Below are 19,086 nucleotides of genomic sequence, written 5' to 3'. Positions count from 1 at the left end.
TTCCATGAGCCTGATCCCCACAATCGGCCTGCCCAAGGGTCGCGCCGGCCAGTTCATCGTCGACGGCGTCGCCGATGGCTATGAAGCGTTTGCACTGGTGCAGGCGGCGCACGAGATCGCGCCGGACAAGCCGGTGCTGTTCGTGGCGCGCGACGGTCAGCGGCTGCCGGCGATCACGGAAGCGCTGGCCTTTGCCGCGCCCGGCCTGCCGGTGCTGGAATTGCCGGCCTGGGACTGCTTGCCCTATGACCGCGTTTCTCCAGGCGCGGATGCCGCTGCCAGGCGGCTCGATGCATTGACGGCGATGATTGCGCTGGCGAAGAAACCGCACCGCGCGGTCATCCTGACGACCGCCAATGCGCTGTTGCAGCGCATCCCGCCGGCGGAGTTGGTGGAAGCGCAGACCTTCCACGCCAGGCCGGGCAACCAGATCGACATGAACGCGCTGGTGTCGCAGCTGGAGACCTCGGGCTTCGAGCGGGTGCCGACCGTGCGCGGCGTCGGCGAATTCGCGGTTCGCGGCGGCATTCTCGACCTGTTCGCGCCCGGCTGGACGGAAGCGCTGCGCCTCGACTTCTTCGGTGACACGCTGGAATCGATTCGCGTCTTCGATGCCGCCACGCAACGCACCACCGGGCAGCGCAAATCGATGGCGCTGCAGGCGATGAGCGAAGTGGCGCTGACGCCGGAGACCATCAGCCGCTTCCGCCGCTCCTATATCGAAGCCTTCGGCGCGCCGCAGCGCGACGACGGGCTCTACGCCGCGGTCAGCGAGGGACGGCGCTTTGCCGGCATGGAACACTGGCTGCCCTTCTTCTACGAGCGGCTGGAGACGGTGTTCGACTATCTGCCGGATGCGCCTGTCGTCTTCGATCATCTGGCGCATGAGGCGCTGGCGGAACGCCATACGCTGATCCTCGATCACTACGAGGCGCGCCGGAAACAGGCCGACGGCGCGCTGAAGGACGCCGTTCCCTACAAGCCGGTGCCGCCGGATCTGCTTTTTCTCTCGCCGGAGAACCTGGTCGCCTCGCTCGGTCCCCGCGAAGCGATCGACTTCACCGCCTTCGATGCGCCGGATGCTGGTTCAAAGAAGGTCTATCACGCGGGATCGCGGCATGGCCGCAGCTTCGTCGAGGAGCGCGCCGACCCCGGCATCAATGTCTTCGACGTCGTGGTGAAGCATATCGCCGACGAGCGCGCCGCGCGCCGGCGCGTCGTCATCGCCGGCTGGACCGAAGGCTCACTCGACCGGCTTGGCCAGATCCTGGCCGAGCATCATCTTGGCAACCTCAAACCCGTTGCAACTCTGGCCGAGGCGGAAAAGCTGGAGCCGGGGCAGGCGGCGCTTGCCGTGCTGCCGCTCGAATCCGGCTTCGAGACCGAAAAGCTCGTCGTCGTCGCCGAGCAGGACATTCTGGGCGACCGGCTGATCCGGCGCTCGAAGCGCAAGAAGCGCCCTTCCGACTTCATCGCCGAGGCCTCGTCGCTATCGTCCGGCGACATTGTCGTCCATACCGATCACGGCATTGGCCGCTTCATCGGCCTGCGCACCATCGAGGCGGTCGGCGCGCCGCATGACTGCCTCGAAATCCACTATGCCGGCGATGACCGGCTGTTCCTGCCGGTGGAGAACATCGAGCTTCTGTCGCGCTACGGCTCGGATTCGGCTGAAGCGACATTGGACAAGCTCGGCGGCGGCGCCTGGCAGTCGCGCAAGGCGCGGCTGAAACGGCGCCTGCTCGACATGGCCGGGCAGTTGATCCGCATCGCCGCCGAGCGGCAGATGCGCTCGGCACCCGCCCTGGTGCCTGCCGATGGGCTCTACGGTGAGTTCGCGGCGCGCTTTCCCTACGAGGAAACCGACGACCAGCAGACGGCGATCGATTCAGTCATGGACGACCTCAGCGCCGGCAAGCCGATGGACCGGCTGATCTGCGGCGATGTCGGCTTCGGCAAGACGGAAGTGGCGCTGCGGGCCGCCTTCATCGCGGCAATGGAAGGGTTCCAGGTCGCGGTGGTGGTGCCGACGACGCTGTTGTCACGCCAGCATTTCAAGACCTTTTCGCAGCGTTTCTCCGGCCTGCCGATCCGTGTCGCCCAGGCGTCGCGGCTGGTCGGCGCCAAGGAACTGGCCGAGACCAAGAAAGGCATCGCCGAAGGCCAGGTCGATATCGTCGTCGGCACCCATGCGCTGCTCGGCGCCTCGATCTCGTTCAAGAATCTCGGCCTCTTGATCATCGACGAAGAGCAGCACTTTGGCGTCAAGCACAAGGAGCGGCTGAAGGACCTGAAGACCGATGTGCATGTGCTGACGCTGTCGGCGACGCCGATCCCGCGCACCTTGCAACTGGCGCTGACCGGCGTGCGCGAACTGTCGCTGATCGCCACGCCGCCGGTCGACCGCATGGCGGTGCGCACCTTCATCTCGCCTTTCGATCCACTGGTCATTCGGGAGACGCTGCTGCGCGAGCGTTACCGTGGCGGCCATTCCTTCTATGTCGTGCCGCGTATCAGCGATCTCGCGGAAATCCATGATTTCCTGAAGGAATCCGTGCCGGAGCTAAAGGTCGCGGTGGCCCATGGCCAGATGCCGCCTGGCGAACTCGACGACATCATGAACGCTTTCTACGACGGCCAGTACGATGTGCTTTTGTCGACCACCATTGTCGAATCCGGCCTCGATATCCCGACCGCCAACACGCTGATCGTGCATCGCGCCGATATGTTCGGCCTGTCGCAGCTCTACCAGTTGCGTGGTCGCGTCGGCCGCTCGAAGGTGCGCGCCTATGCGCTGTTCACGCTGCCGGCCAATCGCAAGCTGACCGACACCGCCGAGCGCCGGCTGAAGGTGCTGCAGTCGCTCGACACACTGGGCGCCGGCTTCCAGCTTGCCAGCCACGACCTCGATATCAGAGGGGCCGGTAATCTTCTCGGCGAAGAGCAGTCCGGTCACATCAAGGAGGTCGGCTTCGAGCTTTACCAGCAGATGCTGGAGGAGGCTGTGGCCGAGGTCAAGGACTCCGGCGAGGTGCAGGATGGCGGCTGGTCGCCGCAGATCGCCGTCGGCACGGCGGTAATGATCCCGGAAAGCTACGTTCCGGATCTGCAACTACGGCTAGCGCTCTATCGCCGTCTTGGCGATCTCGAAAACACCGAGGAGATCGATGCCTTCGGCGCCGAGCTGATCGACCGTTTTGGGCCGCTGCCGGAAGAGGTGAAGCATCTCCTGAAGATCGTTTTCATCAAGGCGCTCTGCCGCAAGGCCAATGTCGAAAAGCTCGACGCCGGCCCGAAAGGCGTCGTCATCCACTTCCGCAAGCGCGAGTTCTCCAACCCGGTCGGGCTGGTCAAATTCATCGGCGAGCAGGGTTCGCTGGCCAAGATCCGGCCAGACCACAGCGTTGTCTTTACCCGTGATTGGCCGACGGCCGAGAAGCGGCTTGCGGGCTCGGCGGTTGTCATGACGCAGTTGGCGCGGCTGGTGGAGAAGGCCGCCTAGCGTTTGCCTCGCAGTATTTTCCGCAGTGTTGTCGCATTCGCCAGGCAGCCAATTCCGGTCTAGAATAGGAAATCGGCTTCGTGTATGGAGCGCGATCCCCATATAGGGGCGGAACGGCGGGCGATGGCGCCCGCTTGAAACAGCGTTGGTGCAACGATGACGAAATGGTCGCCGAATTCTTGGAGAGCAAAGCCGATCCAGCAGGTTCCTGCCTATCCGGATCTCAATGCGCTGAAGAACACGGAAGCCCAGCTTGCCACCTTTCCGCCGCTGGTTTTTGCAGGTGAGGCGCGCAAGCTGAAGAAGCAGCTTGCCAGTGTCGCTGCCGGTGACGCATTCCTTCTCCAGGGTGGCGATTGCGCCGAGAGTTTCGCCGAGCATGGCGCGGACAATATTCGCGACTTTTTCCGCGTCTTCCTGCAGATGTCCGTCGTGCTGACTTTCGCCGGCGCGCAGCCGGTGGTGAAGGTCGGCCGTGTCGCCGGCCAGTTCGCCAAGCCGCGCTCGTCCGACAGCGAAACCAAGGGCGGCGTGACACTGCCCAGCTATCGCGGCGACATCATCAACGGCATCGAGTTCGACGCCAAGTCGCGTATTCCGGATCCCGCACGGCAAGAGATGGCTTACCGCCAGTCGGCGGCGACGCTCAACCTTTTGCGCGCCTTCGCCCAGGGCGGCTATGCCAGCCTCGAGAATGTGCATCAATGGATGCTCGGCTTCGTGTCCGACAGTCCGCAGGGCGAGAAATACGGTGCGCTCGCCAACCGCATCACCGAGACGATGGACTTCATGAAGGCCGTCGGCATCACCTCGGAGACCAATTATGCGCTGCGCGAGACAGATTTTTATACCAGCCATGAGGCGCTGCTGCTTGGTTACGAAGAAGCGCTGACCCGGATCGATTCGACCTCGGGCGACTGGTACGCCACGTCGGGCCACATGATCTGGATCGGCGACCGCACGCGCCAGCCCGACCATGCCCATGTCGAATATTGCCGCGGCATCAAGAACCCGCTCGGCCTGAAATGCGGCCCGTCGCTGACGCCGGACGGCCTCTTGCAGCTCATCGACCTGCTCAATCCGGAAAACGAGCCCGGTCGGCTGACGCTGATCGCGCGCTTCGGTTCAGATAAGGTCGCCGAGCATCTGCCGAAATTGGTGCGGGCGGTGAAGAAGGAAGGCCGCAGCGTGGTGTGGTCGTCCGATCCGATGCATGGCAACACCATCGAGGCCGCCGGCTACAAGACGCGGCCATTCGACCGCATCCTGAAGGAAGTACAGACCTTCTTCGAGGTGCACCGCGCCGAAGGCACGCATCCGGGCGGCATCCATGTCGAGATGACCGGCAAGAACGTCACCGAATGCACCGGTGGCGCCCGCGCCATCACCGCCGAAGAGCTGCAGGATCGCTACCACACCCATTGCGACCCGCGCCTCAATGCCGACCAGGCGATCGAACTGGCCTTCCTTGTGTCGGACCTGCTCAAGAAGAGCCATCCGGTGCAGCACAAGCAGGCCGTCAACGGCTAGTTTCAGTCACCATCGAAAATCAGGATCAAAAGGCGCTGGAGAAATCCGGCGCTTTTTTGTTTGGGAATGGCTTCCCGGCGTAGCCTGCTGAATGTCGTATTTGCTCCAGCGCAGCCGCTGCAAAACTGGAATCCTGTCTTCGATGAGGATTTCGAATGGAGACCACAATGGATGACCACGATGGATGACGATCACAGCGGCTCGTGCCTGTGCGGCGCCGTGCGCTTCAAGACGCGCGGACCCTTGCGCGGGGTGATTTACTGTCACTGTTCGCAATGCCGCAAGCAGAGCGGGCACTACTACGCTGCAACCAATGTCTCCGACGAAAACATCGAGATCGCCGGCGCCGAGGGCATCACCTGGTATGAAGCGTCGTCGTTTGCCAGGCGCGGCTTTTGCAAGACATGCGGCTCGGTGCTGTTCTGGAAGCCGCGGGAGGACGCCTATGTCTCGGTTCTGGCCGGAGCATTCGACAGGCCGACTGGGCTTCAAGGCGAATGTCATATCTTCGTCGGCGACAAGGGCGACTACTACGCTATCGACGACGGGCTGCCGCAATTCGAGAAGTCGACACCGTCGCTCAGGGTCGCGGATGAATGAATTTTGGAGAGGCCGCCTTATTCCATTGATCGGGCCATTGCGATATCCCCTGCCGGTGATTCGGAAAGGGGATTGGGCATGCAGCGGCTGATCGATGCTTTCTTCAATTCGGTACGGGCGTTCCGCAAACTGGCCGCCAGCGAAAAGGCTTTTCAGCAGGAGCTCATGCTGCTGGTGCTTGCCCTGCCGCTTGGCTGGTTCGTTTCGGTCTCGTGGCGCGGCTATGCTTTGCTGATCGGCGCGGTGCTGCTTTTGATCATGGTCGAGGTGCTGAACACCGGTATCGAGGCTGCGTGCGACGCCTTCAGCCGGGAGTTCAATGTCGATATCCAGCTCGCCAAGGATTGCGGCTCACTGGCGGTGCTGATCTCGGTGGTGATCGTTGCCGGCGTCTGGGGCATCGCCATCATCGAGCGGATCACGGGGCTACCGGTCTGACGCTCTAGCATCCTTGTCGCGTTCCTTGCCGGCGAAGTGACGAGCGACGAACCAGGCCAGGCCGGCCACGGCAAGCCCGATCGCCAGAGCGATCAGCAACCGCTCGTGACGGGCCAGCGCCTGGCCGACGATGCGTTCGGCGCCCAGTCCGAAGACATAGCCGACGGTGCCGAACAACGCGGCCCAGACCAACGAAGAGATCGCGTTGAGGATAACGAAGCGCGCCACCGGTATGCTGGCGAAGCCGGCGGCGATGCCGCCGACCAGACGCATGCCATAGATGTAGCGGTTGGACAGCACGAAGATGTTGGGATGGCTCGAGACGAGACGGTAGGCATGGCTGAAGCCGGGCCGGCCTTTCAACTTGATCACGAATGGGTGGTCGGCGAAGCTTCTTCCCAGGATGAAGAAGAAGGTGTCGCCGACAAAGGCGCCCATGGCTGCCGCCAGAAAGGCCTGCCAAAAGCCGAAGACGTGCTGATGCGCGAAAAATCCGCCAAGAATGGCAGCACTCTCGCCCTCGGCGACACAGCCCAGAAAGACGGCGATCAGCCCGTACTGCTCGATGAGATGATGGATTACCTCCGTCATGAGGGCGATGTCTGCGGAGCGAGCCGTTCGTCGATCCGCCTCAGTTGTTCGGCTATCTGCGCAATCTCGTCGCGCATGCCGATGATCTGGCTGTGGCGCAGTTCGTCCAACTTCTCATGCAATGCCATGATTTCGATCTCTGCCTTGAGATTGACCTCGTAGTCGTGCGCGGCGTCGATGCGGTCGCGCGCGGCCTGGCGGTTTTGCGACATCATGATCACCGGCGCCTGCAGGGCGGCGATCATCGACAGGACGAGATTGAGGAAAATGAAAGGGTAAGGGTCGAATGAATCGCGCCCCAGCAGCCACCAATTGGCTCCGATCCAGAGAATCAGGAAGGCGATGAAGGACAGGATGAACGTCCATGAGCCGCCGACGCGGGCGATGGCGTCCGCGATCCGGTCGCCTGCATTCTGTGTGCCGGCAAGGTCGTTGATGTTCTGCGATACCGGCTGGCGATCGACCGCACTCTGCAGCACCCGCCTCTCAGGTTCGCTTAAGTTCTCCGGTTCTAGCCCCAGCCAACGGTTGGCCAATTCGGGCACGGTCTTGTTCATGGATGTCTCCATAAGAAAAGCATCGGCTTGGCAGTCTCGTTTCCATATAGGAAGATGCCGTTCCGTCAAAAGCGCGGCGTGAGGATGGAAACAGATGCCCGATTTCGCGAAAATCCGCGCCCGCGCGGCAAAACGCAAGGGCGGTGAAGCAGCGCTGGCGTCGCTGCTGGGCCCGATGCCCGACAACGCGGCGGTGGCTGACATTACCGACGACCGGATCCTGTCGACCATGGCCGAGCGTGTTTTCGCCGCCGGCTTCGTCTGGCGTGTCATCGAGCAGAAATGGCCCGGATTCGAAGAGGCTTTTCTTCGCTTCGAGCCGAAGCGGCTATTGTTCCAGCCCGATGATTTCTGGCACGACCTGGCCTCCGACCAGCGCATCGTGCGCAACCCGCAGAAGATCAGATCCGTTCGCGACAACGCTGCCTTTGTCGAGCGGGTGTCGAAGGAGCATGGCGGCTTCGGCAGATTTCTCGCCGACTGGCCGGCGGACGACCAGGTCGGACTGATGGCCTATCTCGGCAAGCACGGCAGCCGGCTCGGAGGCAACACCGGCCAGTATTTCCTGCGCTGGCTGGAATGGGATGCCTTCATCATCTCCGCCGACATGGCGGCCGCATTGCGAGACGCCGGCCTCGACATCGCCGAAAGCCCAAGTTCGAAGAGGGACCTCGACAAGATCCAGGCTCAGATCAACGCCTGGGTGGCGCAAACGCGGCTACCGCGCCGGCATATTTCGCGCATCCTGGCAATGTCGATCGGCGAGAACCACTCGCCGGAGTCGCTGCGGGAATATATGGGCGAATAGGACACGATCGATACTCGATCGATTAGGACACGAATGACATATGTCATTCGATCCGGGTGGTCCAAGCGAACGGCATTGCCCGACGAATTTTGCCGCGCTAAGTCAGCAGGCATGACCAAGAAGACCGCCCCCGATATCCTGCGCATCGCCGTCGCCCAGCTCAACCCGACGGTCGGCGACATATCAGGCAATCTCGCCAAGGCGCGCGAGGCGAGGGCGGATGCCGGCCGCCAGGGCGCGGACCTCGTGCTGTTCACGGAACTCTTCCTCGCCGGCTATCCGCCTGAGGATCTGGTGCTGAAGCCGACCTTCCTGAAGGCATGCGAGCGGGCGGCGCAGGACTTTGCCAACGACACCGCCGACGGCGGCCCGGGCGTCATTATCGGCACGCCGCTGAAGCGCAAGAGCGGCACGCACAACTCGATCATTCTTGCCGATGGCGGCAAGATCCTTGCCGAGCGCTACAAGCTCGATTTGCCGAACTATGGCGAGTTCGACGAAAAGCGCGTCTTTCAAGCCGGGCCTGAGCTCCAGGGGCCGGTCAATTTCCGCGGCGTGCGGCTCGGCATCCCGATCTGCGAAGACATCTGGGGCGATGTCGCTGTCTGCGAAACACTGGCCGAGAGCGGGGCAGAGATCCTGCTGGTGCCGAACGGCTCGCCCTACTACCGCGCCAAGATCGACGTGCGCCATCAGGTCGTCATCCGCCAGGTCATCGAATGCGGTTTGCCGATTATCTACGCCAACCAGCTTGGCGGCCAGGATGAGCTTATCTTCGACGGCGCCTCGTTTGCCATAGGTGCCGACAAGACGCTGGCCTTCCAGATGAGCCAGTTCGAGGAGGCGGTCGACGTCACCACCTGGAAGAGGACTTCTGACGGCTGGGTCTGCTCCGAAGGGCCGATGTCGAAGATCCCGGAAAGGGAGGAGGCGGACTACCGCGCCTGCATGTTGGGCTTGCGCGACTACGTCAACAAGAACGGCTTCAAGAATGTCGTTCTCGGCCTTTCCGGCGGTATCGATTCGGCGATCTGCGCCGCCCTTGCCGTTGATGCGCTGGGCGAGGAACGGCTGCGCGCCGTGATGATGCCTTATCGCTATACCTCCAAGGATTCGCTGAAGGATGCCGAGGATTGCGCTCGCGCTCTTGGCTGCCGTTACGACATCGTGCCGATCTTCGAGCCGGTCGAGGGATTTTTGCACACGCTGACGCAGCTTTTCGAGGGCACCAAGGAAGGCATCACCGAGGAAAACCTGCAGAGCCGCGCGCGCGGCACCATACTGATGGCGATCTCCAACAAGTTTGGCTCGATGGTCGTCACCACCGGCAACAAGAGCGAGATGTCGGTCGGCTACGCCACGCTCTATGGCGACATGAATGGCGGCTTCAATCCGATCAAGGACCTTTACAAGATGCAGGTCTATGCGCTGTCGCGCTGGCGCAATTCGCATGTGCCGCCGGGCGCGCTGGGTCCTTCCGGCGAGGTGATCCCGAAGAACATCATCGACAAGGCGCCGTCGGCGGAACTGCGCGAGAACCAGACCGACCAGGATTCATTGCCGCCCTATCCGGTGCTGGACGACATATTGGAGTGTCTGGTCGAGCAAGAGATGGGCGTCGACGATATCGTCGCGCGCGGCCACGACCGGGCGACGGTGACGCGCGTCGAGCACCTGCTCTATATCGCCGAATACAAGCGCCGGCAGGCGGCGCCCGGTGTGAAGATCACCAGGAAGAATTTCGGCCGCGACCGCCGCTATCCCATCACCAACCGATTTCGGGATCGGGGCTAGGGCATGACCCCGAAAAGTGGAATCCGGTTTTCGGACAAGATCATGCTCAAGCAAAGATAGTGGTCGTGCCTGACTGCGAGATCAGCTTCGACGTGTCGCGGATCGACTTCCGGGCGACCTCCGACCTGTTGATGGCGAGCTACTGGGGCACCGGGCGCAGCGACGAAACGCACCGCCGCGCCTTTGCCAATTCGCTCTGCGCCGGCGCTTACCTCGGCGGCAGACAGGTCGGCTTCGGCCGGGCGATCACCGACCGCACGGTGTTTGCCTATCTTGCCGACATCATCGTCTGGCCCGGGCATCGCGGGCGCGGGATCGGCACGCGGCTTGTCCAGGCACTTATCGATCATCCGGACTGCAAGACGGTCACGCACTGGAGCCTGGCGACCAACGACGCCCATGCGGTCTATGAAAAGCTCGGCTTCAAGCCGTCCACCGATGGCCGATACATGCGGCTCGACCGCATCCCGGCAGGCTGAGCTAGCGGCACAACCCGCGATTGTTGCAAAATCGTCTCACTGTTTGGACCAGATGCCGTTTCGCTCGGCCGCTATCTTGGCGAAGCGTCGAGGCATCTTTATAAAAGCCTTCCCGCGATCCCCCTTTGGGAGGAACCGAATGCCAGGATTTGACATCGTTATGCGAGGCCGCGAAGCCTAGGTCCTGTTCAGCAGGCCGCGAAGTTCCTTCGCGACGAGAGCTGAGCTGAGAACAGGCCTTTGCCGCTGCCGGTCGCCGCCCGTTAGAGGGTGAGCCGCCAAGATACCAAACCTCCGCATTTCCGGGCGCCAGTTGGCGCCAACGCGGTTTTTTCATTTCTACCTTACTGGGACCGGGCTCGTTTGCGCCCGGATGACATCATGGCTCGTTTTCAGATCGATTTGCGCGCGAGCGCCTTTCGCAGCGTTCTTGGTTTTACGTTCGGCCATTGGCGGCGTCAGCCTTGGCGGCTTTCGCTCATCATGGGCACCTTCCTGCTGTCGACCTCGGCCGATGTGCTGACGCCGCTCTATTCCGGCCGATTGGTCGACGCCGTCGCCAGCAGTGCTGCGGCCGACGAGATCGCATGGAATGCGGCGATGGCGGCGTTTTCCATGCTGGTGGCGCTGGCGCTCGCGGGCGTCGTTCTGCGCAACATCGCCTTCATGGGCATCACGGACCTGACGCTGAAGATGATGGCCGACATTGCCGCCGACGCCTTCCACCGCGTTCAACGGTTTTCCACCGACTGGCATGCCAACAGCTTCGCCGGCTCGACCGTGCGCAAGATAACGCGCGGCATGTGGGCGCTCGACCTGCTCAACGACACGATCCTGATCGCGTTGCTGCCGTCGGTCGTCATGTTGATCGGTTCGACGCTGCTGCTCGGCTGGTTCTGGCCGATAATGGGCGTGGTGGTCGCCGCCGGCTCGGTACTGTTCATCGCGGTGACAGCGATGCTGTCGCTCGGTTATGTCGCGCCGGCGGCAAGGCTTGCCAACGCCTGGGACACGCGCCTTGGCGGCTCGCTGGCCGACGCGGTGAGCTGCAATGCGGTGGTCAAGGGTTTCGGCGCCGAGACGCGCGAGGAAACGCGTCTTGCCAAAGTGGTCGCCAAATGGCGTGCCCGCACGCGGCGAACCTGGGTGCGCGGCACCCTCAATGGCACCACGCAAGGGACGATGCTTTTGCTGCTCAGGACGGCGGTGATCGGATTTTCGCTGCTGCTGTGGTCGTGGGGGCAGGCGAGCGCCGGCGATGTCGCCTTCGTGCTGACCTCGTTCTTCGTGCTGCAAGGCTATCTCAGGGATATCGGGACGCATATCCGCAATTTGCAGCGCTCGATCAATGACATGGAGGAACTGGTCGACTTCCAGTCCGAACCGCTCGGCATCGAGGACCGGCCCGGTGCCAAGCTGATCCGCATCACCGACGGCCGTATTGGCTTCGACAACGTCACCTTCCACTATGGCAACCATCGGCTGCCGCTCTACCGCGACTTTTCGGTGGATATCGCGCCGGGCGAACGCGTTGGACTGGTTGGCCATTCCGGCTCGGGCAAGACGACCTTCGTCAAGCTGATCCAGCGCCTTTACGACGTGAACTCAGGGCAGATCCTGATCGACGGGCAGGATATCTCGCAGGTGGCGCAGGCGTCGCTGCGCGGGCAGATCGCCATCGTCCAGCAGGAGCCAATCCTGTTTCACCGGTCGCTGGCCGAAAACATCGCCTATGCCCGGCCGAGCGCCAGCCAGGCGGAGATCGAGCATGCCGCACGGCTGGCCAGCGCGCACGACTTCATCGCCGACCTGCCGAAGGGCTACGGCACGCTGGTCGGCGAACGCGGCGTGAAACTGTCCGGCGGCGAGCGCCAGCGGGTGGCGATCGCGCGCGCTTTCCTCGCCGATGCCAGGATCCTCATTCTGGACGAGGCGACATCCAGCCTCGATTCGGAATCGGAGGTGCTGATCCAGCAGGCGATGGAGCGGCTGATGGTCGGCCGCACCACGCTGGTCATCGCGCACCGGCTGTCGACGGTGCGGGCGCTTGACAGGCTCTTGGTGTTCGATCGCGGCCGCATCGCCGAGGAAGGCTCGCATGACGAGTTGATCCGTCTGCAAGGCGGCATCTACCGCCGGCTGTTCGAGCGCCAGGCGCTGGAACTGACCAAGGGGCTGGCGATCTGACGGGTTGTATCGCTGCGTGGCATTCCGACCTGGCAAGACCCGGGTTCCTCGCCCCCACTTTCGTGGGCGAGGAACCCAAGCTGGATGGGTTCAACTTGACAGGTGATATCAGTTATGCTAGGAATTTATTCATGGTGCTGATTGCGCCAACGGCCCGCCCACCGAGGCGGGTTTTTGATTCAAGCTCTGCTGGATCGAACTCCGCCCTGCGCTGCAGGCTTTTCATTTCCGCCGTCATATTCTATGTCTGCGGCAGCGCGCGGGGGCGTGTCTTGTCAACACCGAAAGCATCCGGTACGCCCCGCTCATGACAGTTACCGTCCGTTTTGCCCCGTCGCCCACCGGCCGCATCCATATCGGCAATGCGCGCACCGCCCTGTTCAACTGGCTGTTTGCGTTGAACAACAAGGGCCGCTTCATCCAGCGTTTCGACGACACCGACGTCGCGCGCTCGACGCAGGAATTTTCCGACGCCATTCTCTATGATCTGCATTGGCTGGGCGTTTTTCCCGATGCCACGGAGTACCAGTCGCGGCGCTTCGAGATCTACGATGCGGCGATCGAGAAACTGAAGGCGGCGCGCCTTGTCTATGCCTGCTATGAAACGCCGGAAGAGCTCGATCTCAGGCGCAAGGTGCGCCGCACGCGAGGCCTGCCGCCGGTCTATGGCCGCGAGGCGCTGACGCTGACGCGCGATCAGGTCGCCGAATACCAGTCGGACGGCCGCCGGCCGCACTGGCGCTTCCTCCTGCCCAATTTCACCAGCGATCCCTTGCAGCCGGAACGCACCGAAATCCACTGGGACGACATGGTGCGCGGCGAGGAGACCGTCGACCTAGCCTCGCTCTCGGATCCGGTCCTGCGGCGCGAGGACGGCACCTATCTCTACACGCTGCCTTCGGTGGTCGACGATATCGAGATGGGCGTCAGTCATGTCATCCGCGGCGACGATCATGTCACCAACACCGGCGTACAGATAGCACTGTTCCAGGCGCTGGGCGCCGAGCCGCCGGTATTCGGCCACCACAATCTCTTGACCACCAGTACGGGCGAGGGGCTGTCGAAGCGAACCGGCGCACTGTCCATCGAAAGCCTGCGCGAGACCGGCATCGAACCGATGGCTGTCGCCTCGCTGGCCGTACTCGTCGGCACTTCGGAAAATGTCGTGGCAGTGCCCGATATGAACGGGCTTGCGGAGCGCTTTGATCCGGCCGCAACGTCGAAATCCGCCGCCAAATTCGATCCGGACGAGCTTTTCGTGCTCAATCGCACACTGCTCCACAACATGCCGTTTTCCGAAGCGCGCGACCGGCTGATCGTGCTTGGCATATCAGGCGAACAGGCCGAGCCATTCTGGCTCGCTGTGCGTAGCAATGTCGACAGGCTGGCCGACGCTGCCATCTGGTGGCGCACGCTTCGCGAAGGTCCGCAGGAGCCGCCTGAGTTTTCCGACGAAGACCGCGATTTTCTTCATCAGGCGTTCGATCTTTTGCCGGAAGAGCCATGGAACGGGTCGGTCTGGAAGAACTGGACGAGCAAGATCAGGGAAGCGACCGGCCGCAAGGGCAAGGCGCTGTTCATGCCACTCAGGCTGGCACTTACCGGACAGCCTTCGGGGCCGGAACTTGCAGATCTATTGCCGCTTTTGGGTCGGGAAGGAACGCTGGCCCGACGACCCTGACCTTGCGCTGTTCCGGTGGCGGCAAGGTCGACGCCACGGGCTTGACGGCCATGCGCTTTATGGCTTCACGGTCGAGGCCGCCTTCGGCGTTGGCCAAGGTCTCGGGGTCGGCGCCCGGATCCGGCTTGGCGACAGGCACTGGAATGAACGGTTCGGCTTGCGTATCGGCCTGCGACTGTTCAGGATTTGGCGGCTTGCCGGCAATGATTTCGAAATTCTGTGCCGCGTTGCAGCCGCAGGCCGGCGGGCGTGAGGACTGCTTGTAGAGATAGGCGGTCGGCAGTTCGCGGTAGGGCCTGCCGGTGGCCGACGAGGTCATGTCAGCCGAATCGCCATCCTGGCCGCGCGTGTAGAACACTTGCATCTCGGTGCCGGGACAGCTCGAATCGCAGTTCTTCTGGTCGCGCTCGAAATCGCCCATCGAGGCGGCATTCGACATCGGGAAGAAGTAGCCATCGCAGGTGCGCACGCAAACCGTGCGGAATTCGCCGCCAAGGCGTGGCAGGTCCATCCGGTCGGGCTGGTTGATCATGGCGCGGATGCCGCGTTGTTCGTCGGGATCGCTCTCCGGCGCTTCGAGTTGCCTTTTGTCACCGTTCAGCAGCCGATCGAGCAGGTTGCCATTGCCGTCTTGACGGTTCGCCTCACGCAGCGGCGCGCGCTTCGGAGCGACAATGCTGTCGCGGCAGCCATTGGCATCGAGCGCGGCCAATATGCGGGCGCGATCGCGCCGCGAGCCGCCGCCGGCGAGTTGCGCCCGCTTGGCCTCCAAGGCGTCGAGATTGGCGTTCATGCGGTCGAGCGTGGCGTCGCGCGCGGCGCAGGCGTTTTCATTACGGCCAAACAGCGAGAAGCCGCAGCCGGACTGGTTGCTGGCCTTTGCGATCTGCTGGCGTTGCCGGACGATCGCGTCGTCATATTTTCTGAGCAGAGCCGGCTTGCCGCCGCCACGCGAGGCGGACGCCAGATCGGCTTCCAACTGCCGGCAAACACGGGAGGCGGCCTGCGATTGGGTGACGGCAAGGCTGGACAACGCCAAAGCGGCAAGCAGCGCCGCTGCACGCGTCAGCTTCCACCCAGCGCCCATCATTTGCCCAGAACTCCGTTTCCCGCCGCCAAAACTACCGCGATTGCAGTTAACTGTTTGTTTAGCTTACCGCCGAAGACGGGCTCATCCCAGATTTACGATCGCCTGAGCCTTGTGGGCTGCTTCGACCACGGCGAGCGCGGTCATGTTGACCACGCCGCGCGACGTCACCGACGGCGTCAATATATGCGCCGGCCTGTCGGTACCGAGCAGGATCGGCCCGACATGCAGCGCATCCATCATCGTGCGTAGCGCGGTGAGCGTGATGTTGGCCGAGTCCAGATTGGGGAACACCAGCAGATTGGCTTCGCCTTTCAGCCGCGAATGCGGATAGACGCGCTGGCGCAACTGCTCGGACAGAGCCGTGTCGGCATGCATTTCGCCGTCGCATTGCAGGTCCGGCGCGATGCGCGCCAGGATCGCCGCAGCCTGCCGCATCTTCAGAGCGCTGGGTGAATCGCGCGAGCCGAAATCCGAATGCGAGAGCAAGGCGGCCTTCGGTTCGATACCGAAGCGCTGGATTTCTTCCGCCGCCAGCACTGTCATCTCGGCGATCTCCTCGGCTGTCGGGTCGACGGAGACGTGGGTGTCGGTGAGGAAAATGATACCGCGCTGCGAGATCAGCATCGAAAGCGTCGACAAATCGTGGTCCTTGATGCCGGCGCGTGGGCCGATGATCAGGGTGACGTTGCGCAGATGCCGCTCGAAACGGCCTTCGAGGCCGCAGACCATGGCGTCGGCATCGCCGCGCTTCAGGGCGAGGGCGGCGATGACTGTGTTGTCGGTGCGCACCATGGTGCGCGCGGCTTCCGTCGTCACGCCGCGGCGGCCGGCAAGTTCGATCAGCAGATCGACATAGTGGCGGTAGCGGGGATCGTCCTCAGGGTTGATCAGGCCGAAATCGACGCCCGGCTTGATGCGCAGCCCGTAGCGTTTCAGCCGGACTTCGATGACATGCGGGCGCCCGATCAAAATCGGCTCGGCGATGCCTTCCTCCAACACGACTTGCGCTGCGCGCAGCACCCGCTCGTCCTCGCCGTCGGCATAGATGACGCGTTTGGCGCTCGACGCCTTGGCCATCGAGAACACCGGCTTCATGACCAGGCCTGAGCGGAAGACGAAGCGGTTCAGCGTGTCGATATAGGCGGCGAAGTCGGTGATCGGCCGTGTGGCGACGCCGGTGTCGCAGGCAGCCTTGGCCACCGCCGGCGCGATGCGCAGGATCAGCCTGGGGTCGAAGGGCGAGGGGATCAGGAAGTCTGGCCCGAAGATCGGCGTCTCGCCGGAATAGGCGCGGGCGGCGACATCGGACGGCTCTTCGCGGGCCAGCGCCGCGATCGCCCGCACCGCAGCCATCTTCATCTCTTCGTTGATGGCGCTGGCGCCGCAGTCCAGCGCGCCACGAAAGATGTAAGGAAAACAGAGTACATTGTTGACTTGATTGGGAAAATCGGATCGGCCGGTGCAGATCATCGCGTCGGGTCGTGCCGCCCGCGCCGCTTCCGGCATGATCTCGGGATTGGGATTGGCCAGCGCCAGGATCAGCGGCTTTGGCGCCATGTGCTGAAGCAATTCCAGTTTCAGCACGCCGGCGGCGGAAAGGCCGAGGAACACATCTGCGCCGGGGATGACATCGGCCAGCGTGCGCGCCTCGGTGTCCTTCACATAAGGGTCCTTCCAGCGGTCCATCTCGTCGACGCGGCCCTTGTGGGCAACGCCGAAACGGTCGGTGACCCAGATGTTTTCGATACGGGCACCGAGCAGGACCAGGAGGTTGAGGCAGGCAAGCGCGGCGGCGCCGGCGCCCGAAGTGACGATCTTGATGTCCGAGATAGCCTTGCCGGCGAACTCCAGCCCGTTAAGCACGGCGGCGGCGACGATGATCGCGGTGCCGTGCTGGTCGTCGTGAAAGACTGGAATACCCATGCGGGCCTTCAGCCGCTCCTCGACCTCGAAGCATTCCGGCGCCTTGATGTCCTCAAGGTTGATACCGCCGAAGGTCGGCTCCAGCGCCGCGACCGTCTCGACCATGCGCTCGATGCCAGGCGCGTCGATCTCGATGTCGAAGACGTCGATGCCGGCGAATTTCTTGAACAGCACCGCCTTGCCTTCCATGACAGGCTTGGAGGCGAGCGGCCCGATATTGCCGAGGCCCAGCACCGCCGAACCGTTGGAGACGACACCGACCAGATTGGCGCGCGCCGTATAATCGGCGGCGGTCGCCGGATTGTCGCGGATTTCCAGACAGGGCGCCGCGACGCCGGGTGAATAGGCCAGCGCCAGGTCGCGCTGGTTGCCCAGCGGTTTCGTCGCCTGGATTTCGAGCTTCCCGGGCCTTGGGTGCTTGTGGAAGTAGAGTGCGGCTTCGTCGAGGTCCGACCGGGCCGTCTTTTTGCCTTCGCCTTCCATGCCGGCCGCTCCTCAAATCAGTCCGCTTGCTGTTTTGAAACTCTTAGCATGCAGCCGTGGCTTTTCGAGAGGTGATATGTCGCAAGCGCGTGGCTTGTGGCTTTGCAAGGCCGCCTGGCCTATGCGGTCTGTCATTGAAATGTTGGGATGACGGGGCGGGGAGCTGCGGCGAGCTGCGCCGCCGCCCAATTCCAAAGCACCCGCTAGGCTCCCGTCGAAAGGCGGTTCCGCAAGGCTTGCACGTCTTCTCGCGAAAGGCGCGCGCTGTCGTCTGACAGACAGTACAGAACCTCCGAGACGCCCTCGTCCGCAAAGGCGAAGTCGTCGCTCATAATCAGCGCATCGGCGATGTAGGCGGCTGCTTGGACCGGCAGGATGCCGTCCGCCAGCCGACTAACCAGCACGTCCACATGTCGAAGATTAATTATCGTATCTGGCCCGTCAGTTATGATGACGTGCCCCACGCAGCCAGGCGTAGTCGAGGCAGTCGCGCACTCGGTCACTTCGGTTTCGATCTCCTGCCAAAGTTCGTCGGCCGGTTTCTCGCCGTTAAGGAAGGATATGAGGGACGAGTGTAGCATCGCGGATCTTACGCTTAAGGCTCCATCACTAGAACGCGCTGACGTAGAGGCCGCCATCCACCGGTATGTTCTGCCCGGTCAGATAGCCGGCATGGACCGAGCACAGGAAGGCGCAGATCTGGCCGAATTCCTCCGGTGTGCCGAGCCGCTTGGCCGGAACGTTGGCCGCTGCCTGGGCCTTGCGCTTGGCAGCGGCAGTCGGATCCTCGACGCTGCCGGGTTCATGCGGGCCGCGCAGCCGGTCGGTGTCGAGCTTGCCCGGCAGCATGTTGTTGATCGTCACGTTGCGGTCCATCACCGTCCGCGCCACGCCGGCAAGGAACGAGGTCAGCCCGGCGCGTGCGCCCGACGACAGATCGAGGCCGGGGATCGGCACATAGACCGACAGCGAGGTGATGTTGACGATGCGGCCGAAGCCGCGCGACGCCATGCCGTCGATGACGGCCTTAATCAGCTCGATCGGCGTCACCATGTTCTGGGTGACGCCTTCGAGGATCTTTTCGCGGTCGAGTTCGCGGAAATCGCGAAACGGCGGTCCGCCATTGTTGTTGACGAGGATATCGGGGTCGGGGCAGGCGGCGAGTAGTGCCTTCTGCACCTCGGGCTTCGAGACGTCGCCGACGATCTCCGTCACCTTCACGCCGAATCTCTCGCGCAGCTCGGCCGCGGTTTTCGCCAGTAGCTCGGCATTGCGTCCATTGACCACCAGATCGCAGCCGGCCTCGGCCAGCGCCATGGCGCAGCCGCGCCCTAGCCCCTTGCTCGAAGCGCAGACGATGGCCTTCTTGCCGCGAATGCCGAGATCCATGATTTCTTCTCCTTGAACAGCGTGGCAGGCTACC

Annotated in this window: 15 protein-coding genes; 9 read left to right on the top strand and 6 right to left on the bottom strand. The window is 63.0% G+C overall.

Annotated features, from left to right (window positions below):
• The first annotated feature begins 4 nt into the window (after window positions 1-4).
• The 4 genes from mfd to C9427_RS04335 all read left to right on the top strand — a co-directional run bounded on the left by mfd (window position 5) and on the right by C9427_RS04335 (window position 6,070).
• On the top strand, window positions 5-3,502 hold the full coding sequence (gene mfd, locus C9427_RS04350; protein WP_107647960.1) for a transcription-repair coupling factor: 3,498 nt from the start codon (window positions 5-7) through the stop codon (window positions 3,500-3,502).
• Window positions 3,503-3,658: 156 nt separating this feature from the next.
• Window positions 3,659-5,032, top strand: a complete 1,374-nt coding sequence (locus tag C9427_RS04345) for a class II 3-deoxy-7-phosphoheptulonate synthase (RefSeq protein WP_107647959.1) — start codon at window positions 3,659-3,661, stop codon at window positions 5,030-5,032.
• 180 nt (window positions 5,033-5,212) lie between these two features.
• Window positions 5,213-5,632: a GFA family protein gene (locus tag C9427_RS04340; protein WP_107648188.1), complete on the top strand. Its 420-nt coding sequence runs from the start codon at window positions 5,213-5,215 to the stop codon at window positions 5,630-5,632.
• A gap of 78 nt (window positions 5,633-5,710) precedes the next feature.
• A complete protein-coding gene (locus C9427_RS04335; RefSeq protein ID WP_006334888.1) occupies window positions 5,711-6,070 on the top strand; it encodes a diacylglycerol kinase in 360 nt (119 codons plus the stop codon).
• Here C9427_RS04335 and C9427_RS04330 read toward each other — a convergent pair.
• Both C9427_RS04330 and C9427_RS04325 read right to left on the bottom strand, forming a co-directional pair.
• Entirely contained in the window at window positions 6,059-6,661 is a 603-nt protein-coding gene (locus tag C9427_RS04330) for a DedA family protein (RefSeq protein ID WP_107647958.1), read from the bottom strand. The genes C9427_RS04335 and C9427_RS04330 overlap by 12 nt on opposite strands.
• A complete protein-coding gene (locus C9427_RS04325; RefSeq protein WP_107648187.1) occupies window positions 6,658-7,218 on the bottom strand; it encodes a DUF1003 domain-containing protein in 561 nt (186 codons plus the stop codon). The genes C9427_RS04330 and C9427_RS04325 overlap by 4 nt, the downstream gene beginning before the upstream one ends.
• 94 nt (window positions 7,219-7,312) lie before the next feature.
• On the opposite strand from C9427_RS04325, the gene C9427_RS04320 reads away from it, so the two are divergent.
• From C9427_RS04320 to gltX, 5 genes are all read left to right on the top strand, one after another.
• A complete protein-coding gene (locus C9427_RS04320) occupies window positions 7,313-8,026 on the top strand; it encodes a DNA-3-methyladenine glycosylase I (RefSeq protein WP_107647957.1) in 714 nt (237 codons plus the stop codon).
• Window positions 8,027-8,137: 111 nt separating this feature from the next.
• On the top strand, window positions 8,138-9,820 hold the full coding sequence (locus tag C9427_RS04315) for an NAD+ synthase (protein WP_107647956.1): 1,683 nt from the start codon (window positions 8,138-8,140) through the stop codon (window positions 9,818-9,820).
• Window positions 9,821-9,885: 65 nt separating this feature from the next.
• Complete coding sequence (locus tag C9427_RS04310) at window positions 9,886-10,299, top strand: GNAT family N-acetyltransferase (protein WP_107648186.1); 414 nt, start codon at window positions 9,886-9,888, stop codon at window positions 10,297-10,299.
• A gap of 381 nt (window positions 10,300-10,680) precedes the next feature.
• Window positions 10,681-12,486 carry an ABC transporter ATP-binding protein gene (locus tag C9427_RS04305; RefSeq protein WP_107648185.1) on the top strand — a complete coding sequence of 602 codons (1,806 nt, stop codon included), beginning with the start codon at window positions 10,681-10,683 and terminating at the stop codon, window positions 12,484-12,486.
• 307 nt (window positions 12,487-12,793) lie between these two features.
• Complete coding sequence (gene gltX / locus C9427_RS04300; RefSeq protein WP_107647955.1) at window positions 12,794-14,167, top strand: glutamate--tRNA ligase; 1,374 nt, start codon at window positions 12,794-12,796, stop codon at window positions 14,165-14,167.
• Here gltX and C9427_RS04295 read toward each other — a convergent pair.
• The 4 genes from C9427_RS04295 to C9427_RS04280 form a co-directional block, all read right to left on the bottom strand.
• A complete protein-coding gene (locus C9427_RS04295) occupies window positions 14,085-15,257 on the bottom strand; it encodes a DUF2865 domain-containing protein (RefSeq protein WP_107647954.1) in 1,173 nt (390 codons plus the stop codon). The genes gltX and C9427_RS04295 overlap by 83 nt on opposite strands.
• An 81-nt stretch (window positions 15,258-15,338) precedes the next feature.
• Window positions 15,339-17,663, bottom strand: coding sequence for an NADP-dependent malic enzyme (locus tag C9427_RS04290; RefSeq protein ID WP_107647953.1), 2,325 nt, complete (start codon window positions 17,661-17,663; stop codon window positions 15,339-15,341).
• Window positions 17,664-17,866: 203 nt separating this feature from the next.
• On the bottom strand, window positions 17,867-18,244 hold the full coding sequence (locus C9427_RS04285) for a hypothetical protein (protein WP_107647952.1): 378 nt from the start codon (window positions 18,242-18,244) through the stop codon (window positions 17,867-17,869).
• A 28-nt stretch (window positions 18,245-18,272) separates the two neighbouring features.
• Window positions 18,273-19,052, bottom strand: a complete 780-nt coding sequence (locus tag C9427_RS04280) for an SDR family oxidoreductase (protein ID WP_107647951.1) — start codon at window positions 19,050-19,052, stop codon at window positions 18,273-18,275.
• Window positions 19,053-19,086: the final 34 nt, after the last annotated feature.

Source organism: Mesorhizobium helmanticense, from assembly GCF_003034915.1.
GTDB classification, from domain to species: domain Bacteria; phylum Pseudomonadota; class Alphaproteobacteria; order Rhizobiales; family Rhizobiaceae; genus Mesorhizobium; species Mesorhizobium helmanticense.
The sequence above is the reverse complement of the archived record's forward strand: the minus strand, read 5'-3'. Positions and strand labels throughout refer to the sequence as shown.